Genomic DNA, 23,508 nt, shown 5'->3' with positions numbered 1-23,508 from the left:
GTAATTATTGAGGTGATATTTATCATGTCACCTTGTAATTAAGTTCATGCTCCAGGAATTTTTATTTAGAATAAGTACATTGCTTATCCCGGTAAATGCAGGATCGGCATTTTACTTTAGAAGGGTTTACAGGCACCGGTCCACCTTTTTCCGACGTTTCCATATATCCGAGAATGTCTTCCAATTTTTGCCGCTGCCGTTTTGTGTTCTTTATGTAAAAACTTTTGTTGCGATAATATAAATAACCTCCTCGAACCGTGCCGTATTGTTCAGCCAGGATAAAACCAGCTGTCAACTGCATCTGGTCATGAAAGCGCGGACTGTTTTTAGCTGATACGCCGGATTTCTTTTCTCCGACAGTCACATACCAATTATTTTTCAAAATGAGATCCGGTTTGCCCCGGATTTTCCATTGATGATTTTCAAGAATTGGAGCATAAGTCCCTTTTTTATCTCTATAAACGACCTTGTTTGCTCCTCTGAATATTCTGTACATGAAAAAACATGCAAAGATCGTCAGAAAAATATAGAAGACCATATGGAAAGCGCCCAAAATATACCTCCTCCGGCGAGTAAAGCTGCTCCTAAAGCAGCTAACAGACGTACAAAACCAAAACCGGGCCGCTGGGTTTGATTGAACTTTTCATGTGCTTTATTTCCGCGGCTGAATCGTTGTCCCCTTATTTGCTTCTGTTTGTCATCTAAAAAAATTTTATTATGCTTAAGGGCTTTATCCAAACGCCATTGCTCAGAGCATCTGGTAAAGGTATTGATTTCTGTAGGGGTAAAATACTTTTCTTTTTTCATTGAAAGCTCCTTTCTGCAAAAATAAGATTAAGTTTGTATAGTTTTCATTTTCCTCGCTGCCAAGGCGGCGCGAAGGCTGTGAAGAATCATGCCTGCGAGCACGAGCGCAATGCCGGAGAACGTCAAGGCCGAAGGTGCTGCTGTATGAAGCAGAAGCATTTCACCAATAAGGGCAAACAGCACCTCCCCGGACTGAGTCGCTTCGACTCCAGCTAATTTAGCAGTATCGTTTTTCACTAGTTCTGTGGCGTAAAAAAACAGGACAGTAGCAATGATTCCGGAGGAAACAGCAACGATGAAGGACTGGGAAATCTGAGACCTGCCGGGAAGTCCGTGTACGGAAGCTCCATACAATGCTAAAATAATCCAAAAGGGCATGCTCGCAATAGTCATGCCAAGCACCCGCTGGAAAGTAGTGAGTCCGTTTCCGGCCACGTGCATCATTTTCCGGTTGCCAAGCGGATAGGCAAAGGCAGCCAGCAGAAGGGGAAGAACACAGAGCCAGACATTCAGTAGCGGCACCGCTGAAGCATGTTCAGCCTGCATAATAAACACTCCCGCAAGAATTACTAAAGAGATTAGTACACTCTGGAGCGGGATGCGCTGCTTCGATCCGGGTGTTTTATGTAAAAAAGGCACAAGCAGCGACCCGGCAATGATAGTAATTTGGAAAGTGGCGGCGACAAGCCAGCCAGGACCATAGACGGTGGAAAAGGCTATGGGGGCGTAAAAGAGTCCAAAGCCGACTGTGCTCCAAAGAAGCCACTCGGAAGGCCGGGCGCGGAGATGATGAAAGACGGGGCGAAGCCGTTTCTGTGCTCCGACGATTGCGATAAGCATGGGCAGCATAAAAAAATAACGAAGCGACGCACTCCAGGCCCAATGGCCGCCGGAAAGCTCCATCGAACGGTTCAAAACAAACGTGACAGAAAAAAAGAGGGCTGCTGTAAGGCCCAGCAAAATAGCTTTCATTTATGAGGACCACCTTCAATACAATATTTGGTTATTGTACCACAGCTAAAAATTTTTCCCAATATTCTGTTGAATAAAAATGGCGGCACACTGTGCTTATGAAAAAAATCAGGTAAAGAAAGCAGGTGGAGTATGAAGTACCCTGAAGCTCTAAAAAAGGGAGATACAATTTATGTAACAGCTCCGTCGAGCGGAGTACCTGCGTCTTTACACGGGGTGCTTCAGCAGGCAGTAGAAAAAGTCCGTACGAGAGGGTTTAACGTACGGGTGGGAGAAACGGCCTGGACGCAGCAAAAGGCAGCAAGTACAGATCGTTTTCAAAGAGCTGAGGAGTTGATGATGGCACTGGCAGACCCGGAGGTACAAGTAGTGATGCCTCCGTGGGGAGGGGAAAGAATTGTAGATATTCTGCCCCTGCTAGAATGGGAATGGCTTCGTGAACTGCCGCCCACCTGGATTCTCGGATACTCTGATACGAGTACACTTGCCTTTGCCTACACGATGATGACCGGAACGGCTTCGGCTCATGGCACGAATCTGTTTGATCTGGCTGCGCCTATCTGGGACGACGTGACAAAAAAATGGGAACGGGCTTTAAAAGCTCCGCTGGGCGAAGCCATTTATCAGCACTCAAGCTCGTATTATCAGTCGTCCTGGGAGAAGGCGTTTGAGCAGCCCGGCTCAGGATTTGTGCTCGATAAAAAGACGTCCTGGAAGCATCTTGAAGGGGCGAATACGGATGAATTGAGTGGTCGTCTACTCGGCGGTTGCCTGAATACGCTTCCGCGTCTTGTCGGCACTCCTCTGGACCGGATACAGGAGTGGCGTTCAGAAAAAGTCATTTGGTACCTGGAATCTACAGGCATGGATGCAGCAGAAATGCACCGCTCCCTGTGGCAGCTGCAGCAGGCCGGGTGGCTGGACAACGCTGCCGGCATACTTCTGGGCCGGCCCGAAGGTTATAATGACACAGAAGGCTTTACTCTGGAAGATAGTCTGAAGGAATTGTTCGGGGGCCGCCTTCCTGTCTGGTATGACGCTGATATTGGCCACATGCCCCCGCAGTGGACGTTTATTAACGGGGCATTTGCAAACCTTCGTTTTGACCGGGGCCAGGCTGAGATGACCATGAGAAAATCATAGAGGGGGGGACCATCGTGCAGCTAGAAAGCAGCCGGCTGCTTTTAAGGCCTTTTTCGGAAAAAGATATAGATGTATTAGCAGAGCTTGCCAACAACTACCGTATTGCAAAAACGACCCTGGAGCTCCCCTACCCGTATACAGAGGAAGATGCACGGTGGTGGATCGGACATCATCCAGGCTGGATGGAAGAAGGCTCCCGTTTCCCGTTTGCTGTTACTAAAAAAGATGAAGATGAATTAATGGGAAACATTACGGTGCGCGTGCAGCCTGAACACCGCCGCGGCGAGCTTGGATACTGGCTCGGTGCGGATTACTGGGGGAACGGTTATATGAGTGAAGCAGCGGCGCTGGTACGCGACTTCAGCTTCCACACATTAAAAACGAATCGGCTGACAGCTCCTGTTATGAGTAAAAATCAGGCTTCGGCCGGAGTGTTAAAGCGAATCGGCATGCGTTATGAAGGCACGCTACGCCAGGACGTCTGGAAATGGAGCCGCTACGAGGATGTAGATGTGTACGGCATGACTGCTGATGACTGGAAGGAAGCATAAAATAAGCACTGCCGTATCGGCAGCGCTTGTCAGCTTTTTAACAGAAACACATTATCGTCTTCATCGCGAAAGCTTGCATAAGTAATTCCATTCATCTCTGTTGGTTCTTCATCAAAAACAATATTTTGGGCTTTCATCCACTGGTAGGAGGCGTGCACGTTGTCGCATTCAAAAACAATTGATGGCTTCAGCTCCTGCCAGTTCATAACGTAGGATTTAGGGTAGATAGCGAGTGCTGTTTCCGCTCCCGGGGCTGCTACCTCGAGCCGGTACGCGTTTGGCCCAAGCGGGTCTTCGCGCCGGACCTCAAATCCTATTTTTTCTGTCCAGAATTCTTTTGCCCGCTGCTGATCTTCTACATATACAGCCGTAGAGGCAATTTTTCCTATCATGTTTATACTCTCCTTTAGACGCACTGTTTTATTATATCAACTGCATGCAAAATTCCAAGGGAAATTATTTCCGGCAGTTCTTTTGAAATGGACTCCGGCGGGGAATACGTATAAAATATTCGAAAAAAGGAGACTGTATACTATGCATGAACTACATCCAGATGATCTGCCGGTAAAAGAAGTGTATAAGCTATTGACCGGTTCGGTCATCCCCCGCCCGATAGCCTTTGTCACCACAATGGCAGAAGACGAAACATTAAACGCAGCACCGTTCAGCTTTTTTAATGCGGTAAGTCCGGACCCGCCGGTATTAATGATATCTATTACGAGAAAAGAAGGAAAACCAAAGGACAGTGCAAAAAATATTTTAGATCGCGGGGAATTGGTGGTACACATAAGCGATGAAGGTATTGTAGAGGATTTAAACATTACAGCAGCCACGCTCCCGCCGGAGGAAAATGAACTCGAGCACACTGTTCTACATACGGTGCCGAGCAGAATGGTGGCAGTACCGGGTATCGAAGAAGCAAATATCCGCTTTGAATGCCGGCTGCATAAGCACGTACCGCTTCAAAATGCTGAAGGAAAAACTACTCAGGATGTCATATTTGCAGAAATTATATGCATCCATGTTTCCGAGGGTGTCTATGACAGTGAACACAATTATATTCTTCCCGATAAGCTGAAGCCGGTCGCACGTCTGGCAGGAAATGATTATTCCAAGCTTGGGGAATTGTTTACGCTTGAACGCCCGAAATAAAAAAAGGCCGCACCTGTTGCCGTAAAGCGAACAGGCGCGGCCTTTTTTATCAAATCGAAGCTGTAGTGGCGGTTGATTGTTTTTGTACCTCTTTAATGAGCTCATAGGAACGAAGGCGTTTTGTCTGATCGTACACACTGCCGCTGATCATAATTTCATGAACCGGAACGCTCGAAGAAAAATCTTCGAGCTGCTGGCGTACGGATTCTGGTCCGCCCTGGATCGTGCCGGCGTCCCAGCGTGCCATCATCGCTTTTTCCTGGGACGTCCAGAGTGCGTCCATATCTTCTACCGGTGGCTGTATTTTCCCCGGGCGGTTGCGTATTAAGCTGAGAAACTGCTGTTTCATTGTAGTACCAAGGTAGTCAGCTTCCTCATCTGTTTCCCCGGCGATCACATTGATCCCGGTCATGGCATAGGGTTCATCCAGCACCTCAGACGGCTGGAACGAATCCAAATACAGCTGCAGGGCTGCTTTCATATTCTCGGCTGCAAAGTGGCCGGCGAATGCATACGGAAGTCCCAACTGTCCGGCAAGCTGGGCACTGAATCCGCTGGAGCCAAGCAGCCAGATTGGAATATCCAGGCCTGCGCCCGGCACGGCTTTTACCTGCGGAGGGATGGCCATATTAGCTGGATCCTGGAAATATCTCTGCAGCTCTTCAAGACGGGCTGGAAAGTCTTCTCCGCTGTTTACATGACGGCGGAGGGCTGCAGCTGTCGTTTGATCTGTCCCCGGCGCCCGTCCGAGACCTAAATCAATGCGTCCCGGATACAGGCTTTCGAGTGTGCCGAACTGTTCAGCAATCGCGAGCGGGGCGTGGTTCGGAAGCATAATACCTCCCGAGCCAAGACGGATGCTTGACGTTCCTCCGGCCAGGTAGCTGAGTAGTACAGAAGTAGCCGAGCTCGCGATCCCTTCCATGTTATGGTGCTCAGCGACCCATAAGCGGTTGTAGCCGAGTTTTTCGGCATGCTGAGTCAGCTCGAGGCTTTTTGCAAATGAATCTCCCGCTGTTTCCCCTTCGTTTACCGGGGATAAATTTAATACTGAAAGCGGCATATCTTTAAATGCTGGCATGAAAATCTCTCCTTTATATGACACGTCCTGCTGGTAATTGAGTCATAGAAAATTATACGCCTCCTGCGTATTGTTATTCAAAAAAGGTGCTCATTACTGAAAAATTCTCTAGTATAATAAAGTCATCTGGGCTTTAAAGCCAGGGGGAGGGCGAAAATGCATGAATATTGTTTTATCCGGGTTCGGGGCTGTTGGACAAGCAGCGGTCCGTGTATTGATGAATAAAGAAAAAGAATGGGAGCGCATGTACGGGGTACATATAAAAATTACTGCTGTGCTCGACCGAAGCGGGGCTGTAGTGCATAGCGGTGGGCTGGATCTAAAACAACTGCTGGAAGTAAAAGAGGAAACCGGCCGTGTGGATGACGGCTCGCTGCCGCCAAGAAATGTAGACCAGCTGTGGGCGGACAGCCAGGCTGATATATTCATTGATGCAGCAGAAACAGATATATTAACCGGAGGATCGGGCCTGCCGCTCATACAGTCATCGTTAAAGCATGGGGTGGACGTGGTCTGCGTCAGTAAAGGAGCGCTTGCCTATGCCTGGGACGATCTGCATGAGCTTGCTGAAGCGTCCGGAAGATCAATAAAATACAGTGGAGCGGCAGCCGCTGCTCTCCCGACTGTGGACACAGCTCTGTACAGCTTAGCCGGAGCGGAAATACATACAATCGAAGGACTGCTGAACGGAACCAGCAACATGATTGCGACAAGGGTCGCGGCTGAAAATATTACGCTGCAGGAGGCGTGGGAAACAGCAAAAAAGGAAGGTAAAGCCGAGGCAGACCCCTCTGAGGACATCGGGGGAAAAGATACGGCGCTGAAGATGTATTTTCTGACAAAAGCCTGCCTTGCGAAGGAAGTAACCTGGAAAAGTATTGCGGTGCGTGGTCTGGACCAGCTCTCCGAGGCTGAATGGAAGCAGGCGGAGCAGGGGAAATCAAAGTGGAAACTAGTTGGGAAAGCGCAAAAGACAGCGGATGGAGCCACGGTTTCCATCGAACCCAGGCTGCTTCCAGTGGAGCATCCTTTTTTCAACGTTGACGGTGCCGAGAAAGCAGTGCTTTTTTCCACAGATACGATGGGAAGGCTCCTCGTTTCCGGAGGCGCGTCCTCTCCAACAGGAGCAGCTGCTGCAGCATGGAAAGATGTTATTCATCTTGCACGTGAAAGAGCCTGAGAAAAGGCTCTTTTTTACGTTTGAATGGCTGAAAAGTCCTGTATAAGTAATAGGAGGAATATCGTTCCTGAATTGAGAAATAATTTCTAAATTAGAAGTTTGTTTTAAATCAAAAAAGGCATTTGCTACTAAAAGCATAAGAAGACATAGAAAGAAAAGATGACAAACGTATAAAGAAATGGAAAAATGAAAGTGCATACACTAAAAAGGAGATGAAGAAATGAATACATATACGATTGCGTCAATTGCAGGAGATGGAATAGGCAAAGAAGTTGTACCGGCTGCATGGAGAGTGTTAAAAACGCTTGAGAGAGTGCAGGGAGACTTTGAGCTTCGTGTCACAGAATTTCCATGGAGCTGCGATTACTATATTGAGCATGGCAGAATGATGCCAGAGGATGGGCTGGAGCAGCTTGAAGTTTTTGACGCCGTGTTTTTAGGAGCGGTCGGTCATCCGGATCTCGTTCCGGATCATATTTCTCTGTGGGGGCTTTTAATTAATATTCGCCGCGGCTTCGAGCAGCAGATCAATGTCCGGCCATCCCGCCAGTTTGAAGGGCTTGCTTCTCCGCTTGCGAATCCGAACCAGTTCAATCTAATGGTGGTCAGAGAGAACAGCGAGGGTGAGTACAGCGAAGTCGGAGGACGAATGTACAGAGGGGAAGACGAAATTGCGATTCAAAACAACGTATTTTCCAAAAAAGCAGTAAAGGCAGCCATGGAATATGCCTTTCAGCTGGCAAAAGACCGCAGCGGGCATGTAACTTCTGCAACGAAATCCAATGGGATTGTGTTTTCGATGCCATTTTGGGATGAAGTGTTTAACGAGGTGAAGGAAAGCCATCCTGAAATAAAGACCAGGGCAGAGCACATTGACGCTCTGGCAGCAGCCTTTGTTACCAAGCCGGAGACAATGGATGTTATTGTCGGAAGCAACTTATTCGGAGATATTTTGACAGACATTGGCGCCGCTTTGATGGGGAGCATTGGTATTGCGCCGGCCGCCAATATTAATATAAATGGGAAATATCCATCCATGTTTGAGCCGGTGCATGGATCCGCCCCGGATATTGAAGGGCAGGGACTGGCAAATCCAATTGGCCAGCTGTGGACAGCTCAAATGATGCTTGAGCATCTCGGAGAAAACAAGGCAGCGCAAACATTAATGAACGCTATGGAATATGTCATCAAAGAAGGAACGGTTACGAAAGATCTTGGAGGCAGGGCTTCTACGGAAGAGGTAGTAAAAGCAGTGGAAGAATATTTAACATCAGAAAAAGAAAAATAGGAATTAACTAATAGGCACTTAATAATAATTCAAATGTGCCTTCGCAGCATGCTAATCATGAAATTCCTTGATAGTTAACTAATTTTGATACTAAAGACACTTTGAATTTCCATATTATAATTATTTATCCCAATGTTACAGTTTCAATACAAATGTATTGAGTATATTGTCTATACCCCCTGGCACTTATATACTACTTTATACACAACAGTAGAGTCAGGCATCGCAGCACATGATCAAATGGGGGGTGGATTCGCTCGGGCTTTTCGCATTGCGCTTGTTCAGAGCAGCGGTACAAAAGTTTATAGCGAAAATGTATGAAAAAATATGCATATCCAGCAGCGATTGTTGCTGCGGCAACAGTAGTTTTTGCAGCTCCGACTGCAGCAGATGCTGCGTTAGGTGATCAAACACTACGTCAGGGCTCGAAGGGTTCGGAAGTTAAAGAACTGCAGGACTGGTTAAAGGGAAATGGCTATCATAACGGTTCGGTGGATGGGATATACGGACCGGCGACCGCAGGATCCGTGCAGGCCTTTCAGCGTTCAGCGGGTATCACCTCTGATGGTATAGCCGGATCGAATACATTTTCCAAAATGAGCTTAAACAAAAAACAAGCTTCGCCCGAAAAAAGCTCGAAAGATACTGGCAGTTCCTCCAGTTCATCTTCAAGTGTATTAAAGGCAGGTGCTTCAGGAAGCGATGTCCGGGATCTCCAGACAAAATTGAAAAGTAAAGGCTTTCATGCTGGATCGCTCGACGGAGAGTTCGGCCCGGTCACGAAGTCTTCAGTCATTGCGTTTCAAAAGGCAGCCGGGATCGGCGTTGACGGTGTAGCCGGCCCGAATACGTTCAAAGCATTAAGCAGCTTTAAAGCCTCGGATAAGACTAATAATTCAAGTACTGCCAAACCGGATACATCTTCTTCCGGCACCTCATCCAAAACGCTCCGGCAGGGAGATACGGGAAGCAATGTAAAAAGTATGCAGCAGACGCTTAAAAGCAAAGGATTTCTTTCGGGCACAGCGGACGGCCAGTTTGGTCCGCAAACAGCAGGGGCAGTAAAGGCCCTGCAGCGGGCCGCTGGTTTGAGCGCTGATGGCATCGTTGGTTCTAATACATGGAAAGCATTAAGCGATTCTTCGGTGAAAAGCGGCACGAGCTCTTCTCCGGAAAAAGTAAGCTCAGGCTCTTCAGGCAGTGTATCGGGACTGATAAATACAGCGAAACAGTTTATAGGCGTGCCTTATGTATGGGGAGGTACGACGACAAGGGGGTTCGATTGCAGCGGATTCACCCAGTATGTATACAGGCAAAATGGAACGAACCTTCCACGTACGGTGGCCCAGCAGTATGCTGCGAGTAAAAAAGTGTCAAGCCCGCAGGTAGGCGACATGGTATTTTTCACTACCTACAAAGCGGGAGCCTCGCACAATGGAATATATATTGGAAATAATCAATTCATTCACGCAGGGTCCTCGACAGGCGTCACCATCAGCAGCATGAGTAATTCATACTGGGCTCCGCGCTACATCGGGGCCGGGAGCTTCTAAATTATACTTAGAGCACACCGTTCAGCAGAAACGGTGTGCTCTTATTCAGTCCGGCAGGGAAAGTTTATAAAATTACACGTATGAACAGAGGGTTACGTATTGTTTACAACTCTGTAATAGCCATTGTTCTGTCCGGGCCCCGTGCTTACAATAAAATAGAATCAGACGATAGAAAGCGTGGGATTGTAATGAAAAGAGGAATATCAGCGTTCATGCTCGCTGCTTTATTATTATTTGTACCTGCACAGGCTGATGCCTCTCTGGGGAGTGAAACGCTGCATCCAGGAGACCGTGGAGAAGAAGTGGAGGAGCTTCAGGAAGCTCTCCAGCAGGAAGGGTTTCACAGCGGGAAAACAGACGGGGTTTACGGTTCAGTCACCACCTCGTCGGTGAAAGCTTTCCAGAAGTATGAAGAACTAACTGCAGACGGGGTGGCCGGAGAGGAGACTCTCGAAAAGCTTTCCTGATGAAAAAAAGAAGCTGAAGCCATGTTAGCTCCAGCTTCTTTTCTTTTTTTTAGGAAAAAATACTGCTGATGTGTTCTACTTCTTCTTTCGTCAGTTCCACATCGGAGGTTTTCAGGTTATTGACTACTTGATCAGAGGTTTTGGCTCCTGGAATCAAAACGTCAACCGAAGGCTGATGCAGATACCAGGCGAGAACGACGTGAGCTATTTCTTCGCCTTTTTGATCAGCGATTTTTTTCACTTCATTGACTTTACGGAGATTTTCTTTGAATGTTTCTCCCTGGAAATTAGGCTTTTGGGCACGGATATCGTTAAATGTCGTATTTTCATCATATTTTCCGGCTAACAGCCCGGATTCAAGTGGAAAATAAGGAACGAAGGTGATGTTGTTTTCTGCAGTGTATGGAAGAATGTCTTTTTCCACTTCACGGTTCAACAGGTTATATTCGGACTGTACTACGTCCACGTAGCCATTCTTATTTGCTTCCTTCAGCTGGTCAAGAGTGAAATTTGATACGCCGATGGAACGGATTTTTCCGGCTTCCTTCATTTCCTGCAGAGCACCGACGGCTTCATCTTTCGGTGTATCTTCATCCGGAAAATGAATATAAAACAAATCAATATAATCCGTTTGAAGGCGGCGGAGTGCGTCATCTACGGATTGTTTTAAAAATTCCGGAGAGTTGTCCATCACAGTGTCCCCATTATCGAGAAATTTATGGGCTGCTTTTGTCGCGATAACTACCTTTTCACGGGCGTTTTTTCTTTTACTACTTCACCGACAAGTTCTTCTGAACGGCGCGGTCCGTAAATAAAAGCTGTATCCAGGAGATCCACGCCGTTATCGATGGCAGTCGCGGTTAACGCTTTTCCCTGCTCCTCATCGAGCATGTCAGGATAAATATTATGTCCACCTACTGCGTTGGTTCCCAGTCCAAGAGGGTTTACAGTGACTTCAGATTTTCCAAGTGTTACACGATTCATTGCCATTTAAACGTCACTCCTTTGTAATTTCAGCACACTCTTTCATATTTCACCTGTAACCAAAAGCTAAACATTTCTCAGGGCGTATGAATAAGTGTATATTTCCGCAGAAATTCACGTTTACTAAAGAAAAGATAAAGGTAAGGAATAGATAGGTTCTATTAACGAAGGATACTGAGAATAAAGGGGAGAAACATATGCCAGAGCAGCAAAACAGTAAATTACCAATTATTATAGCTTCTGTAATCATTGCAGGGATCGGGGCAGTATTTCTAAATCGTTCAGCCCGTGACACGGTGAAGGAAAAGTCTTCAGAGGCAAAAGAAACGGCCAGTCAGTACAAGGAAAATGCCAAAAACAGTGATGCAGTGAATAAGGATGACTTCATGGAACGTATCCAGAACGCTACAGAGCTGGCAAAAACAATTGGTACCCAGCTTCAGGAGGTATATAATAATTACGGCAAAGATCTGATCGCCCAGGTGCAAAAGGTGAAGGATGACTCAGAAGAAGTGGTATCGACAGCGAAAGAAGCTGGCGAAGAGTTGAAAGGCGTAGGCGACACGGCAAAGGATGCCGGGGAAGAATTAAAAGAAGCCGGCAGCCAGGTAAAAGAAGCTAAAGACGAAGTTGCAGGTTCTGACGATAATAATGATACTAAAACAAAAGAGTATCAGAGCGCTACCGATGCTTCCAAGTACAGCGACAGCGATCTTCCAACGATCGGATCTACCGGAAACATGGATGAAGATATTAACAAATCTGCAAGAGAATAATGCCTGGACTCCGAAGATCCCCTTCGGAGTCTTTTTATATGCAGGGAAGTATTGAATAGCCAGTTGAATGTGTTTATAATTAGTTAAGCGCTTAACTATATTTTTATAATTTTGTGAAAGCGGTATCATCTACACAAACGAAAAAGTGAGCATCGACATTCAATAAGATAACGGTGCAGGTAAACGATACGTGCACCTCGAAGAGAGTCTATCAAAACTATTTGACCTGCATTAGGACGAGATGAAGGGAGCCAAAGCGAACGTTTTAAAGCATAGGAATATTTTTAGCAGCGCAGGCAAAGCTTCTGAAGTCAAAATAAAATGAAATTTCCTGAAGGAGGGTTACGATGCCGTTAATACGAATGGATGTTATCGAGGGACGCACGGAAGAGGAATTAAAATTGGTCGCAGACGCCATACATGATGCAGTCGTAGAAAGCTTTGAAGTTCCGGAACGAGACCGCTATCAGATAATTAATCAGCATAAGCCGTATGAAATGTATATTGAAGATACCGGGCTCGGCTTTGAACGGACAAATAATATTGTAGTTATTCAGGTGATCAGTAAAACACGTACAGCAGAGCAGAAAAAACAGCTGTATAAAAAAATTGCCAATAACCTGCAGGACCGCTGTTCTATAGCCCCGGAGGACGTGATGGTGTCAATCACTGATAACACAGAAGCGGACTGGAGCTTCGGACTGGGAGAAGCCCAGTTCTTGAATGGGAAACTGTGAAGGCTGGAGACTGCTTGCGGGCAGTCCCGGCCTTCTTTTGTCAGAATATTGCATTCACCCGGGCGGGGGAGTACGATAATGATAAGTTGTTAAAGAGAAGGGAGAAAGGAGCTGCTTGTATTGCATGAATGGGAAGAACAGCTGCGTGCTCTTTTAAGTGATAAACGGGTATTTACAGAGCTTGCCGACCGTTACAGCTACAGCTTTGATGCCTCTTTTGGCGAGCATCTGCCGGAGGTGGTTGTACAGCCTAAAACGACCGAAGAAGTACAGACGATCATGAAAATTGCCAACCGGTTCGGACTGGCTGTAACGCCCAGGGGGCAGGGCACCTGTCTGAGCGGTGGCCCGCTGCCGGTTAAGGGGGGAATCCTGCTGGATATGGCGCAATGGCCCCGGGAAATTGACGTTTTCGCTGATGACTTGATTGCGGTCGTCACCCCGAGTGTGCTGACGGCTGATATTCATACGGCTGCCGAAAATTACGGTTTAATGTACCCGCCTGATCCAAGCAGTGCCCACGTATCAACAATTGGTGGGAATCTGGCTGAGAATTCCGGGGGGCCGAGAGGGCTGAAGTATGGAGTAACCAAGGATTTTGTAATTGGTCTTGAAATCGTTACCCCGGAGGGCGAGGTGATGCATACGGGCGGCCGTACTATTAAAAATGTAACCGGTTACGATTTAACCAAGCTGCTCGTCGGCTCCGAAGGGACGCTTGGAGTAATTACAAAAGCGACGCTCAAGCTGGTGCCAAAGCCTCCGGCCGTACAAACGATGATGGCCGCCTTTACAGACATGGCAACAGCCGGGAAGGCTATCTCTAAAACGCTCACCTCAGGAGTGCTTCCGGCAAAAATGGAATTTATGGACCGGGCCTGTATTGAAGCCGTTGAGCGGTACCGCCCGTCAGGTCTGCCCACTGCCTCGGAAGCACTGCTTTTGATCGAACTCGACGGCCATCCTGAGACAATTAAATTAGAAGCCAAACAGGTGAAGCACATTCTCGAGGAGTTAAAAGCAGATCCAATCATTACAGCCGAAAGCGATGAAGAAGCACAGAAACTGTGGAGTGCAAGAAAGCTTGTGTCGCCGGCAATTGCGACGATCAAACCGACAAAAATTTCCGAAGATGCCACAGTGCCAAGAAGCCGGATCCCGGAAATGATGGAACGGCTGAAGCAAATCAAAGAGGATTATCAGGTGGAGCTCGTCGTGTTTGGACATATCGGGGACGGCAACCTGCATCCGGATATTATGTGCGACCAGCGTGATGAAGAAGAAATGATACGCGCTGAAAAAGCGGTGGCGGAAATCTTCCGGGCAGCCCTGGAGCTTGGAGGCACGCTTTCCGGAGAACACGGTATTGGCACGATGAAAGCCCCCTTTATGGAACAGGAAATGGGAGAGGTGGGAGTATCAATGCTAAAACGGATCAAAGAAGCCTGGGATCCAAACAACATTATGAACCCGGGGAAAATATTCGCAGAAAAAGGGCAGAAGCTGGTGCTGCGTGATGGCTGATACACTAAAAGACATGCTGCGCTACGATTTGACCTTTGACTGTGTGCAGTGCGGCTACTGTCTTCCTGTCTGCCCGACATACGAAACAATGGAGCGCGAGACGCATTCCCCGCGCGGCCGTATTAATTTAATCAAAATGGTTGCAGAAGGAAAAGCGTCAGTGGAGGATTTAAAACAGCCAATCGACAAATGCCTGGGATGCATGGCGTGTACGACCGTCTGCCCGACTGATGTACAGTACGGCCAGCTGTTTGAAAGTGCGAAGCATGTGATCGATGAATATGAAGAAAAAACGTTCATACAGCAAAAGACCGAAAATTTTTTATTTCACTCCTTCTTTCCTTCTGGAGCATGGATGGATCAGCTTGGAAATGCAACATGGCTGTACCAGGTGAGTGGTCTGCAAAAAGCGGCACGGGGGCTGAATTTAATGTCTGCGGCACCGCTTCATCTCGGTAAATTTGAGCAGGTGCTGCCATCGGCCCCGTCGCCTAAAGAAAGGCATGCAAGGAAAAATCGCCTGCACCCGGATGGCCCGGCGAAGGCAGTGGTCGCATTTTTCACCGGGTGTGTAATGGACAGCGTATTTTTTAAGCAAAATGAAAAAACGATGGAGCTGCTCCGGCTTTCTGGAGCGGAAGTGCAGCTTCCGGAGGCGCAGACCTGCTGCGGAGCGCTGCACGCCCATGCAGGTAAAGAGCCTGAAGCTGTCACGCTTGCCAGGGGAAATATACAGGCCTTTGAAGAAAAGCCAGTTGATTATATCGTAAACAACGCCGGGGGCTGCGGAGCCCAGCTCCATAAATACGGGGAGCTGTTCGCCGGCGACCCGGAGTGGGAGCAGCGGGCGAAAGCTTTCTCCGAGAAGGTGAGAGACATTACAGAAGTACTGGTGGAGCTTGACGGCCTGGAGTTTACCGAAAAGGTCGAGGAAACCTATACGTATCAGCCTTCCTGTCATATGACGAATGTGCAGAAGGTAAAAGAACCACCGCTGCAGCTGCTCCGCTCAGTGCCGGGGGTAACGCTTAAAGAGCTCGACCGGCCTGACTTCTGTTGTGGTTCGGCAGGCATCTATAACATTACGCAGCACGAAGATGCAATGGATATTCTGGATGTGAAAATGGAAGACGTTAAGCGGCAGCGCCCAGAGGGAATTGTCACGACCAACCCGGGCTGTATGCTCCAGATGAAATTGGGGGTACAGCGTGAAGGTCTCGAAGAAGAAATTGATACGGTGCATATTGTCGATCTGCTGATGAAAGCTAAGCCTGTAACTAAAAAGGCGGTGCAGGCGTAAAAGTAAATGAACAACTGGAAGGGCCTTTTGGTTTAGCGGCAGCATAGAAGGGGGAAATGGTAACGAGTGTAAAAAGAAACTGAGGCGTGAAGGGAGAAGGTAAAACCATGGTGCTGATTGATACAATATTTGTGGTTGCCACCTTCTTCTGGATCGCTGAATTTTTTTTATTCAGGCAGAAGGCTCCCTCAAAAGAGCCGGAGCTTACTGAACGACGCTCGTTCCGCTGGATACTTGCGGCTATTATTCTGTCGATGGGGACCGCAGTGGTATTTGGCGAGACTGGTTTTCTCAGCCTCTCCTCAGTTTGGCTGCAGGCTGCCGGGCTTTGTCTGTACGGAGCCGGTATTGGCCTTCGGTATTGGGGAATTCTTCATTTGCGGGACCAGTTCAGCAGAGACGTTTCTGTCAGAAACGGGGACCGCCTGGTAAGCAGCGGTCCGTACCGTCGTTTGTGCCATCCGCTTTATACCGCTTTATTTTTCATTGTACTTGGCTTTTGCTTATTCATGAATAGCCCCGGAGCAGCAGTCATAAGTACAGGAGTCATGGTGCCGGCACTTCTTTACCGTATCCGTATTGAAGAAGAAATGCTGCGTCAAACGCACGGCGATACGTATCGTTTATGGTGCCGGCAGAGAAACCGGCTAATTCCATTTTTGTACTAATTCACGGAGGTGTGCTATTTGAAGAAAAAAGCAATTGTCATTGGCGGAGGCCTTGGAGGCATGTCCGCAGCTATCCGGCTGCAGACGGATGGATATGAGGTAACGTTACTGGAGAAAAATGAAAATCTTGGCGGCAAATTAAACCGCCGCAGCGGCAAAGGATTCACCTTTGACACCGGCCCGTCCATCCTGACGATGCCATGGGTGCTTGAACAGCTGTTCCACAGCGCGAACCGCTACCTTGATGACTACATACAGGTAGAACGGGTTGAACCGCAGTGGAAAACATTTTTCGAGGACGGAACATCACTGAATGTTACGAGCGATCTGCCCGGCATGATTGAAGAGGCAGCGAAAGTAACGGATCAGCCGAGCCGTAAAATAACAGAATTTTTATCCTATACAGAAGAAATGTATGAATTATGCATGAAAAGCTTTTATAAATACAGCATCGAAGATTTAAAGGATTTGAAAAGTCACCACACGCTGGGCGACTTAATGAAGATGGATCCGTTGAATACGGTGGCCAAAGCGACGCATAAACAGTTTGACAACAAATACCTCGAGCAGATGTTCAACTTCTTCATTATGTATGTCGGATCCAATCCATACGCAGCGCCAGCTATTTTAAACCAGCTTGTCTATGTTCAGCTTGGGCTCGGCATCCATTATGTGAAGGGCGGCATGTACAAAATTGCCGAGGGTATGGAACGCCTGATGCAGGAGCTCCGGGTTGATATTCATCTGAACAGCCCGGTCAGCCAGCTGTTGGTGGAAAACGACCGGGTGACTGGTGTGGAAACAGAGGATGGAGACAAGTATGAAGCGGATGTTGTCGTTTCGAACCTTGAAGCAATTCCGGCCTACAATACGATTGCTCCTCCGGAAACGAAGGCAAAAAAAGAATCCAAAAAGCTAAGCAAAACGTTTATTCCTACTGTTTCCGGTGTCGTGCTGCTTCTCGGGGTGAATAAAAAATTCGACGGTCTGCACCATCACAATTTCTTTTTTTCAGAGGATCCTGAGCTTGAATTCAAGCAGGTATTCGAAGAAAAGGTTCCGGCTGATGACCCGACAGTGTATATTGGTATCTCCGCCCGGTCGGATGAGACCCAGGCGCCGGAAGGAAAAGACAATCTGTTCGTCCTGACGCATGTACCTCCGATGGATGCCAAACAGAAAAAATCCTTTGACTGGGATAAGTACCAGGAGACAATTTTGAATAAATTAGAGCGAAACGGACTGGACGGCCTGCGGGAGTCGATCGAGTTTGAATACCGTTTCACTCCGGAAGGCCTTGAAGAACTCTACGGCGCTAACGGAGGCTCGATTTACGGCGTAGCCTCTGATCAAAAAGTGAACGGCGGGTTCAAAGTGCCGGCGAAAAGCAGAATATATGACAATTTGTATTTTGCCGGAGGGTCCACGCATCCCGGCGGTGGTGTACCAATGGTGACACTGTCCGGACAGCTGACAGCAGATCTGATTCAAAAACACGAGCAGGCAGAAGTGAAAAAATAGCCTGATAACCCTTCCTTATAAAAAAGGAGGGGTTTTTCCTGTTATGGGCTCATTATGCGAACAAAGGAAAGGAGGCATAAGCCTTGGTTTTGTGATAATATAAATTAAGTATGGGATTCAACGAAAATCAAAGCGAATTGGCGATAATTATACATAAAACGGGGGTTACATACCGATGGTACAATCAAAAGCTTCAATTACAGCATTAGGATCTTTTGTTCCGGAAAAACGACTGACGAATGATGATCTGGAAAAAATGGTGGAAACAAACGACGAGTGGATTACGTCCCGCACCGGCATCAAAGAACGCAGAATCACGGAAGAGGACGAATTCACCAGCACGATCTGTTTGAAAGCAGCGGAAGAGCTGCAGCAGGTGAGCGGCAAGACGCTTGACGACGTGGATTTGATTATTGTGTGCACGTTGACGCCGGACCATAAAACGCCGAGTGTCGCCTCTCTCGTGCAGGCCGGCCTTGGCATTTCCGGCGCGGGCGCCTTTGATTTAAACGCTGCCTGTGCGGGCTTTTCCTACGGACTGCACGTGGCAGATGGTATGATTACCTCCGGTCTTCATCGTAAAGTGCTGGTGATCGGCGCTGAAACACTTTCCAAAATTACAGACTACACGGACCGTGCCACATGTATTTTGTTCGGGGACGGCGCCGGTGCCGCTCTTGTGGAAGCGGACGAAAGCAGCCCCTCCTTTCTTGCGGCCCTCACGGATTCGGACGGAAAAAAAGGAGAGTACCTGTACTGCACCGATTTGTCCAACCAGATTGGCGGCCACGAAGTGGATCCGGATGGTTATGTGGTCCAGAACGGACGGGAAGTTTACAAATGGGCGGTTAAGACAGTGCCTCAAGGTATCGACAAGCTTCTCAGTGATGCAGAAGTGACGATTGAGGACATCGACTGGTTTGCCCCGCACAGTGCGAACATGAGAATGATCGAGTCGATTTGCGAACGTACCGGTATTCCAGTGGAAAAGACGCTGACGAGCCTCGAATATTACGGCAATACCTCGTCTGCGACGATTCCGTTGTCTCTCCGGGAAGCGCAGAAGGATGGCCGGCTGAAGAACGGTGACCTCGTGCTTATCTATGGATTTGGCGGCGGTCTGGCACAATCAGCTTTATTAGTCCGCTGGCATGCAGAATAATGGAACTGAAAAAGCTCCCGGAAACGGGGGCTTTTTTTGATGGATCAAATGAAGAGAAATCGTCTCGCATATAATGTCTGCAGTTAAGAGGTAATGGTAAAGGTTACGATTATAGTGCGGCGGGTATATAGAGTAGGTGATCAATTCAGAAAAGCATTGGAGGAAATAACATGGCAGAGGTTGAAGGAAAAGTAGTTATACTGACAGGTGCTTCAAGCGGTATCGGTGAAGCAGCGGCTAAGGAATTAGCCGCTAAGGGAGCTAAAGTAGTGCTGGCTGCCCGCCGCGAGGAACGTCTCCAGCAGCTTCAGAAAGATATCGAACAGAACGGCGGTACTGCAGCCTATAAAGTAGTGGATGTCACCTCCCAGGAGCAGATGGACGAACTTGCCCGGTTTGCCAATGAAACGTACGGCCAAATTGACGTTATAGTAAACAATGCGGGGCTGATGCCGCTTTCGATGCTCCGGAACCGGCAGTTTGAAGACTGGAATCAGATGATCGATGTGAATATTAAAGGCGTACTTTACGGTATTGGTGCCGTGCTGCCCTACATGAGAGAAAGAAAAGAAGGCCACATTATTAATGTTTCCTCAGTAGCTGGCCATCAGGTATCTCCGGGTGGTGCCGTCTATAGCGGAACGAAATACGCTGTGCGCGCTATTTCGGAGGGGCTTCGTAAAGAAGAATCGCCGGAAAACAACATCCGCTCTACCATTATTTCACCTGGGGCTGTGGAATCGGAGCTTACTGAAACGATATCGGATAATCAGGTGAAAGAACGCGTAGATGAGCTGTATAAAAACGCGATCTCTTCAGAAAGCATTGCCCGCACCATTCGGTATGCGATTGAAGAACCGGCGGAAGTATCGGTTAATGAAATTGTCGTACGTCCAACTGCCCAAATGTAAAAACAACGGCACCTGTCTACACGGACAGGTGCTGTTGTCATTTATAGCGGCATATAGAATTTCACCATTGAAACAAAGCGTTTACGGGTAAAGAAACTCATAGAGTGAAGGAGGTTTTTGATGGCAGAACTATCATTTAAATATGTACATGTGAACGGCATTCGTCTTCATGTCGCTGCTGCGGGCCCAAAGGACGGAGAAATGGTTATCCTTCTGCACGGCTTCCCGGAATTTTGGAGAGCCTGGGAAAAGCAGATGCTCGCCCTGGCGGAGGAGGGCTATTTTGTTGTGGTACCTGATCAGCGGGGCTATCACCTGAGCGCCAAGCCCTCCGGAACAGCATCCTACACAATGGACGCTCTCCGGGATGATATCATCGGCCTCATTTTTCATTTCAAAAGAGAAAAGGCCGTAATAGCCGGGCATGACTGGGGCGGGGCAATAGGCTGGTATATGGCACTTACCCGTCCGGAATACATTTCGTTGTTTATCCCTGTTAATATGCCGCATTTAACAGCTATGCCAAGGACAATGCTCACCCGTCCAATGGACTTGCTCAAAGGGTATTACATGGCGGCCTTCCAGCTTCCCACCCTCCCTGACAAAGCGGCTGCCATGTTCCAATACGCTGCATTGAAGGCTCACCTGACTGTGACGAGCTGTCCCGGAGCGTTTTCAGAGCGGGGCCTGGACGCATACCAGTTTGCCTGGTCTCAGCCCGGCAGCGTAACGGCCATGTTTAATTGGTTTCGGGCAATCCCATTCGGGCCGGGAGAAGCGATGAGTACAGAAACTATCAATGTGCCCGTGCGTATGATCTGGGGCATGCATGATTGGTTTTTGGGCACCGCTGCTGCTAAAGAGAGCCTGAAATACTGCAGCGATGGAAACGGGATTTTTATTGAAGAAGCGACGCACTGGGTACATCATGAACAACCGGAGCTCGTTACGCAGTTCATCAAAAGCTTTATTCAGGAAAAACAACTAGGGGGCAGTACGTATGCAGAATATCAGCTTTGAGACAATAACGGTAAACGGCGTTTCTTTACACACGGCACTGGCTGGGCCGGAGGAGGGACCGCTTGTGGTGCTTCTGCATGGCTTTCCGGAGTTTTGGTATGAGTGGAGACATTTAATCGGACCGCTTGCAGCACGTGGATACCGGGTGGCGGCGCCGGATCAGCGCGGATACAATCAAAGCAGCAAGCCGCTTGAAATTGAAGCTTATGCCCTGGACGAGCTGCGTGATGACGTGACAGAGCTCATCAAAGCACTGGGACGGGAAAAAGCAGTGATCGTCGGCCACGACTGGGGCGGAGCGGTCGGGTGGTACACGGCAGCCTCAAGGCCGGAATACGTGGAAAAATTTATTGCTATCAATATTCCACACCTGCCTGCTATGCCGGCGAGCATGAAAAAAGATCCCACGCAGCTTTTGAGAAGCTCGTATATGCTTTTTTTTCAGCTTCCGAGACTGCCGGAAAAGCTGCTTGCCTATAATGACTTTGAGGAGTTTGCCAACGGACTCGTAAAAACGAGCAGGCCCGGAGCTTTTACCGGGGAGGATCTGGAAAAATATAAAGAAGCATGGTCGCAGCCGAATGCGGCCACAACCATGATCAACTGGTACAGAGGGATGAGAAAAGGGCCAAAGGATATTGTGGAATCAAGTCATGTGACTCCGCCAGTACGGATTATCTGGGGCGTGGGAGACGCCTTTTTATCGAAGGCCTCTGCCCGGACAAGTCTTGAATACTGCCGTGCCGGAGAGCTGATTTTTGTATCCGATGCCACGCATTGGGTAGTTCATGAGCAGCCGGATATTGTAGAGCGGCTGGTGACGGAATTTATAGAACAGACGTGAAGCCGCCGCTCAGGCATTGGCTCTGCGGAAGCTGATGGTGGCAAGCGCGATCAGAATAGAAGTGAAAATAATTAAAAAGAGCAGTTCCTCTGCCACTGTTACTGTACGCCCGAACAGCTGCAGGCTCAGTCCGAGTGCATCCTGGGCGGCGACCGGGAGATCTCCGGCGCCGGTCATTACTTTTTTCATAGCGTCTACGCCGTAGGTGACAGGATTAACCTTAACAAGGATATCCATCCAGGCTGGCATATTCGTTACCGGAAACAATGCTCCGGAAAGAAACACCATTGGAAACACGAGTACCTGCACAATCAGCTGGAACCCCTGCGTTGAGCGAAGCAGGCTTGCTATCAGCAGGCCAAGGGAAGCGAGCGTGCAGGAAAGCAGAAACATAATTGGCAGTACAGCCAGTACGTTGCTCCATTCGTAGGTTACGCCTAGAACAGGGATTAAAATAAACATCAGCACGCCCTGCATAAACGCAACCGTAGAGGCCCCGAGCATTTTACCGATGGCAATGTTCACCCGGGAGACCGGGGACACGAGAATTTCTTTCATATAGCCGAATTCTTTATCCTGGATAACTGATAAAGAAGAGAAAATTGAAGTCATTAAAAGGGTCATGGCGACAATCCCCGGAAAAATAAACGTAAGGTAATTAAAATCTTCGATTTCAGAGGTTTGATTCATCACCAGATTTTCCATCGTTCCGCTGAAGCCCCCGCCAAAAATAATTAAAAATAAAATAGGCATCGCAAAAGATCCGAGCAGACGGGGGCGATCCCGGACGAATTTCATTAAATCCCGCTGCCAGATGGCAAAAATACCTTCCATATGTGTGATCTCCTTTCTTAGGCGGGGCCGGCTTTAATATCTCGCCCTGTATAAGACAAAAATACGTCGTTAAGCGTGGGCCGGCGTATGTTCAGGCTCGTAATAGGAACGGGGATCTGCTGCAGAAAAGTGGATATAAACTGGTCGCTGCTTGGTACCTGGATACGCAGAATGCCTGCTTCCTGTTTTATTTCGGCTTCCGGCATAGCTGACTGCAGCTGCGTGGCGACAGTGTCATTATCCTCGGTGCCGAGTTCAATGACGTCTCCGCCAACCTGCTTCTTTAAGCGCTCCGGCGTATCAAGGGCGATGATAGTTCCTTTATCCATAATAGCGATACGGTGACTGATTTCTGCCTCATCAAGGTAATGGGTGGTAAGAAATATCGTAATATTTTCCTTTTTTTTCAGGCGGAGAATATACTCCCAAATATGGGCCCGCGTCTGGGGGTCAAGACCGACAGTGGGTTCGTCCAAAAAAAGAACCTTCGGATAGTGCAGCAGGCCGCGGGCAATTTCAAGCCTTCGTTTCATCCCGCCGGAGAATTCTTCTACTTTTTTCTTTTGATTGTCGACCAGATCTACAATTTCAAGCACTTCCTGAATACGTTCTGCCCGTTTATTTTTAGGCACACGGTAAAACCGGCAGTGAAGCTTTAAGTTTTCAAGAGCGCTTAATTTTTCGTCGAGTGTATTTTCCTGAAAAATGATGCCAATGCTTTCACGGACTTTTGCTTTTTGTTTAAATGCGTCATATCCATTAATGGTAACGCTTCCGGAAGTGGGAGCGAGCATCGTGCAGATCATGTTGATAGTCGTGCTTTTTCCTGCACCGTTTGGGCCGAGAAAGCCGAATATCTCGCCCTGCGCGACATCAAAATGAATGCCTTTGACCGCTTCCATGTCTTTGAATGATTTTCGCAGATCGTGCACTTGAATAATAGGCTCCATATATTTACCCCTACTTTAGCCATAGTCATTATGTTAGCGTAACTATATAACTTCAGGCAGTTATCGTCAATGGATACGAAAAT

Annotated in this window: 24 protein-coding genes and 1 pseudogene; 17 read left to right on the top strand and 8 right to left on the bottom strand. The window is 48.0% G+C overall.

Annotation, left to right across the window (positions count from 1 at the left end; translation table 11 throughout):
- Positions 1-61: 61 nt before the first annotated feature.
- From ACTRXG_RS01040 to ACTRXG_RS01030, 3 genes are read right to left on the bottom strand one after another with little or no spacing between them, the layout of a single operon-like run.
- On the bottom strand, positions 62-553 hold the full coding sequence (locus tag ACTRXG_RS01040; protein ID WP_474283668.1) for a CRISPR-associated protein Cas4: 492 nt from the start codon (positions 551-553) through the stop codon (positions 62-64).
- Positions 517-807, bottom strand: coding sequence for a hypothetical protein (locus ACTRXG_RS01035; protein WP_474283666.1), 291 nt, complete (start codon positions 805-807; stop codon positions 517-519). Before ACTRXG_RS01035 ends, ACTRXG_RS01040 begins: the two co-directional genes overlap by 37 nt.
- A gap of 27 nt (positions 808-834) precedes the next feature.
- Complete coding sequence (locus ACTRXG_RS01030) at positions 835-1,779, bottom strand: DMT family transporter (protein WP_474283664.1); 945 nt, start codon at positions 1,777-1,779, stop codon at positions 835-837.
- Positions 1,780-1,911: 132 nt separating this feature from the next.
- Here ACTRXG_RS01030 and ACTRXG_RS01025 point away from each other — a divergent pair, with 132 nt between their 5' ends.
- Positions 1,912-2,922: a S66 family peptidase gene (locus ACTRXG_RS01025; RefSeq protein WP_474283662.1), complete on the top strand. Its 1,011-nt coding sequence runs from the start codon at positions 1,912-1,914 to the stop codon at positions 2,920-2,922.
- A 14-nt stretch (positions 2,923-2,936) separates the two neighbouring features.
- Entirely contained in the window at positions 2,937-3,473 is a 537-nt protein-coding gene (locus ACTRXG_RS01020) for a GNAT family N-acetyltransferase (RefSeq protein WP_474283660.1), read from the top strand.
- A gap of 29 nt (positions 3,474-3,502) precedes the next feature.
- Here ACTRXG_RS01020 and ACTRXG_RS01015 read toward each other — a convergent pair whose 3' ends face one another.
- Positions 3,503-3,865, bottom strand: a complete 363-nt coding sequence (locus ACTRXG_RS01015; RefSeq protein WP_462867916.1) for a VOC family protein — start codon at positions 3,863-3,865, stop codon at positions 3,503-3,505.
- A 142-nt stretch (positions 3,866-4,007) separates the two neighbouring features.
- Between ACTRXG_RS01015 and ACTRXG_RS01010 the strand changes: the two genes are divergently transcribed.
- Entirely contained in the window at positions 4,008-4,625 is a 618-nt protein-coding gene (locus ACTRXG_RS01010; protein ID WP_474283658.1) for a flavin reductase family protein, read from the top strand.
- 49 nt (positions 4,626-4,674) lie between these two features.
- On the opposite strand, the gene ACTRXG_RS01005 is transcribed toward ACTRXG_RS01010, so the two are convergent.
- The gene (locus tag ACTRXG_RS01005; RefSeq protein ID WP_474260990.1) at positions 4,675-5,706 is read right to left on the bottom strand and encodes an LLM class flavin-dependent oxidoreductase; all 1,032 of its coding nucleotides are present in this window, start codon (positions 5,704-5,706) and stop codon (positions 4,675-4,677) included.
- A gap of 160 nt (positions 5,707-5,866) precedes the next feature.
- Between ACTRXG_RS01005 and ACTRXG_RS01000 the strand changes: the two genes are divergently transcribed.
- The 4 genes from ACTRXG_RS01000 (at position 5,867) to ACTRXG_RS00985 (ending at position 10,194) form a co-directional block, all read left to right on the top strand.
- A complete protein-coding gene (locus ACTRXG_RS01000; RefSeq protein WP_474283656.1) occupies positions 5,867-6,886 on the top strand; it encodes a hypothetical protein in 1,020 nt (339 codons plus the stop codon).
- 220 nt (positions 6,887-7,106) lie between these two features.
- Positions 7,107-8,174: a tartrate dehydrogenase gene (locus tag ACTRXG_RS00995; protein ID WP_474260992.1), complete on the top strand. Its 1,068-nt coding sequence runs from the start codon at positions 7,107-7,109 to the stop codon at positions 8,172-8,174.
- A 317-nt stretch (positions 8,175-8,491) separates the two neighbouring features.
- A complete protein-coding gene (locus ACTRXG_RS00990; RefSeq protein ID WP_474283654.1) occupies positions 8,492-9,727 on the top strand; it encodes a C40 family peptidase in 1,236 nt (411 codons plus the stop codon).
- A gap of 188 nt (positions 9,728-9,915) precedes the next feature.
- On the top strand, positions 9,916-10,194 hold the full coding sequence (locus ACTRXG_RS00985; protein ID WP_474283652.1) for a peptidoglycan-binding domain-containing protein: 279 nt from the start codon (positions 9,916-9,918) through the stop codon (positions 10,192-10,194).
- Positions 10,195-10,243: 49 nt separating this feature from the next.
- Here the strand turns inward: ACTRXG_RS00985 and ACTRXG_RS00980 are convergent.
- Positions 10,244-11,178 (bottom strand): annotated as a pseudogene (locus tag ACTRXG_RS00980) (aldo/keto reductase).
- Positions 11,179-11,375: 197 nt separating this feature from the next.
- Between ACTRXG_RS00980 and ACTRXG_RS00975 the strand changes: the two are divergent.
- The 10 genes from ACTRXG_RS00975 to ACTRXG_RS00930 all read left to right on the top strand — a co-directional run bounded on the left by ACTRXG_RS00975 (position 11,376) and on the right by ACTRXG_RS00930 (position 21,641).
- Positions 11,376-11,954, top strand: coding sequence for a hypothetical protein (locus tag ACTRXG_RS00975; RefSeq protein WP_474260995.1), 579 nt, complete (start codon positions 11,376-11,378; stop codon positions 11,952-11,954).
- 347 nt (positions 11,955-12,301) lie between these two features.
- On the top strand, positions 12,302-12,691 hold the full coding sequence (locus tag ACTRXG_RS00970; RefSeq protein ID WP_474260996.1) for a tautomerase family protein: 390 nt from the start codon (positions 12,302-12,304) through the stop codon (positions 12,689-12,691).
- Between the two features lie 120 nt (positions 12,692-12,811).
- Complete coding sequence (locus tag ACTRXG_RS00965; RefSeq protein ID WP_474283650.1) at positions 12,812-14,215, top strand: FAD-binding oxidoreductase; 1,404 nt, start codon at positions 12,812-12,814, stop codon at positions 14,213-14,215.
- Entirely contained in the window at positions 14,208-15,515 is a 1,308-nt protein-coding gene (locus ACTRXG_RS00960; protein ID WP_474283648.1) for a (Fe-S)-binding protein, read from the top strand. The genes ACTRXG_RS00965 and ACTRXG_RS00960 overlap by 8 nt, the downstream gene beginning before the upstream one ends.
- A gap of 107 nt (positions 15,516-15,622) precedes the next feature.
- A complete protein-coding gene (locus ACTRXG_RS00955; protein ID WP_474260999.1) occupies positions 15,623-16,183 on the top strand; it encodes a methyltransferase family protein in 561 nt (186 codons plus the stop codon).
- A gap of 18 nt (positions 16,184-16,201) precedes the next feature.
- A complete protein-coding gene (locus ACTRXG_RS00950; RefSeq protein WP_474283646.1) occupies positions 16,202-17,704 on the top strand; it encodes a phytoene desaturase family protein in 1,503 nt (500 codons plus the stop codon).
- Between the two features lie 175 nt (positions 17,705-17,879).
- On the top strand, positions 17,880-18,866 hold the full coding sequence (locus ACTRXG_RS00945; protein ID WP_474283644.1) for a beta-ketoacyl-ACP synthase 3: 987 nt from the start codon (positions 17,880-17,882) through the stop codon (positions 18,864-18,866).
- Positions 18,867-19,036: 170 nt separating this feature from the next.
- Positions 19,037-19,777 (top strand): SDR family oxidoreductase, encoded by a 741-nt coding sequence (locus ACTRXG_RS00940; protein WP_474261002.1) that lies wholly within the window; start codon positions 19,037-19,039, stop codon positions 19,775-19,777.
- 120 nt (positions 19,778-19,897) lie between these two features.
- Positions 19,898-20,797 (top strand): alpha/beta fold hydrolase, encoded by a 900-nt coding sequence (locus ACTRXG_RS00935; protein WP_474283642.1) that lies wholly within the window; start codon positions 19,898-19,900, stop codon positions 20,795-20,797.
- Positions 20,778-21,641, top strand: a complete 864-nt coding sequence (locus ACTRXG_RS00930) for an alpha/beta fold hydrolase (protein WP_474261004.1) — start codon at positions 20,778-20,780, stop codon at positions 21,639-21,641. The genes ACTRXG_RS00935 and ACTRXG_RS00930 overlap by 20 nt, the downstream gene beginning before the upstream one ends.
- A 9-nt stretch (positions 21,642-21,650) precedes the next feature.
- Here the strand turns inward: ACTRXG_RS00930 and ACTRXG_RS00925 are convergent, their stop codons facing one another.
- Together ACTRXG_RS00925 and ACTRXG_RS00920 are read right to left on the bottom strand one after the other, a co-directional pair.
- On the bottom strand, positions 21,651-22,475 hold the full coding sequence (locus ACTRXG_RS00925) for an ABC transporter permease (RefSeq protein WP_474283640.1): 825 nt from the start codon (positions 22,473-22,475) through the stop codon (positions 21,651-21,653).
- Between the two features lie 17 nt (positions 22,476-22,492).
- Entirely contained in the window at positions 22,493-23,425 is a 933-nt protein-coding gene (locus ACTRXG_RS00920; protein ID WP_474283638.1) for an ATP-binding cassette domain-containing protein, read from the bottom strand.
- Positions 23,426-23,508: the final 83 nt, after the last annotated feature.

It is taken from the genome of Marinococcus sp. LNSP9103-4 (assembly GCF_056034345.1).
The sequence above is the reverse complement of the archived record's forward strand: the minus strand, read 5'-3'. Positions and strand labels throughout refer to the sequence as shown.

What these genes read in the sequence shown, in the direction of transcription:
- ACTRXG_RS01035 (WP_474283666.1), bottom strand. Translation starts at nt 807, where the DNA reads ATGAAAAAAGAAAAGTATTTTACCCCTACAGAAATCAATACCTTTACC.
- ACTRXG_RS01030 (WP_474283664.1), bottom strand. Translation starts at nt 1,779, where the DNA reads ATGAAAGCTATTTTGCTGGGCCTTACAGCAGCCCTCTTTTTTTCTGTC.
- ACTRXG_RS01025 (WP_474283662.1), top strand. Translation starts at nt 1,912, where the DNA reads ATGAAGTACCCTGAAGCTCTAAAAAAGGGAGATACAATTTATGTAACA.
- ACTRXG_RS01015 (WP_462867916.1), bottom strand. Translation starts at nt 3,865, where the DNA reads ATGATAGGAAAAATTGCCTCTACGGCTGTATATGTAGAAGATCAGCAG.
- ACTRXG_RS01010 (WP_474283658.1), top strand. Translation starts at nt 4,008, where the DNA reads ATGCATGAACTACATCCAGATGATCTGCCGGTAAAAGAAGTGTATAAG.
- ACTRXG_RS01005 (WP_474260990.1), bottom strand. Translation starts at nt 5,706, where the DNA reads ATGCCAGCATTTAAAGATATGCCGCTTTCAGTATTAAATTTATCCCCG.
- ACTRXG_RS01000 (WP_474283656.1), top strand. Translation starts at nt 5,867, where the DNA reads ATGAATATTGTTTTATCCGGGTTCGGGGCTGTTGGACAAGCAGCGGTC.
- ACTRXG_RS00995 (WP_474260992.1), top strand. Translation starts at nt 7,107, where the DNA reads ATGAATACATATACGATTGCGTCAATTGCAGGAGATGGAATAGGCAAA.
- ACTRXG_RS00990 (WP_474283654.1), top strand. Translation starts at nt 8,492, where the DNA reads ATGAAAAAATATGCATATCCAGCAGCGATTGTTGCTGCGGCAACAGTA.
- ACTRXG_RS00985 (WP_474283652.1), top strand. Translation starts at nt 9,916, where the DNA reads ATGAAAAGAGGAATATCAGCGTTCATGCTCGCTGCTTTATTATTATTT.
- ACTRXG_RS00975 (WP_474260995.1), top strand. Translation starts at nt 11,376, where the DNA reads ATGCCAGAGCAGCAAAACAGTAAATTACCAATTATTATAGCTTCTGTA.
- ACTRXG_RS00970 (WP_474260996.1), top strand. Translation starts at nt 12,302, where the DNA reads ATGCCGTTAATACGAATGGATGTTATCGAGGGACGCACGGAAGAGGAA.
- ACTRXG_RS00960 (WP_474283648.1), top strand. Translation starts at nt 14,208, where the DNA reads ATGGCTGATACACTAAAAGACATGCTGCGCTACGATTTGACCTTTGAC.
- ACTRXG_RS00955 (WP_474260999.1), top strand. Translation starts at nt 15,623, where the DNA reads ATGGTGCTGATTGATACAATATTTGTGGTTGCCACCTTCTTCTGGATC.
- ACTRXG_RS00945 (WP_474283644.1), top strand. Translation starts at nt 17,880, where the DNA reads ATGGTACAATCAAAAGCTTCAATTACAGCATTAGGATCTTTTGTTCCG.
- ACTRXG_RS00940 (WP_474261002.1), top strand. Translation starts at nt 19,037, where the DNA reads ATGGCAGAGGTTGAAGGAAAAGTAGTTATACTGACAGGTGCTTCAAGC.
- ACTRXG_RS00935 (WP_474283642.1), top strand. Translation starts at nt 19,898, where the DNA reads ATGGCAGAACTATCATTTAAATATGTACATGTGAACGGCATTCGTCTT.
- ACTRXG_RS00930 (WP_474261004.1), top strand. Translation starts at nt 20,778, where the DNA reads ATGCAGAATATCAGCTTTGAGACAATAACGGTAAACGGCGTTTCTTTA.
- ACTRXG_RS00925 (WP_474283640.1), bottom strand. Translation starts at nt 22,475, where the DNA reads ATGGAAGGTATTTTTGCCATCTGGCAGCGGGATTTAATGAAATTCGTC.
- ACTRXG_RS00920 (WP_474283638.1), bottom strand. Translation starts at nt 23,425, where the DNA reads ATGGAGCCTATTATTCAAGTGCACGATCTGCGAAAATCATTCAAAGAC.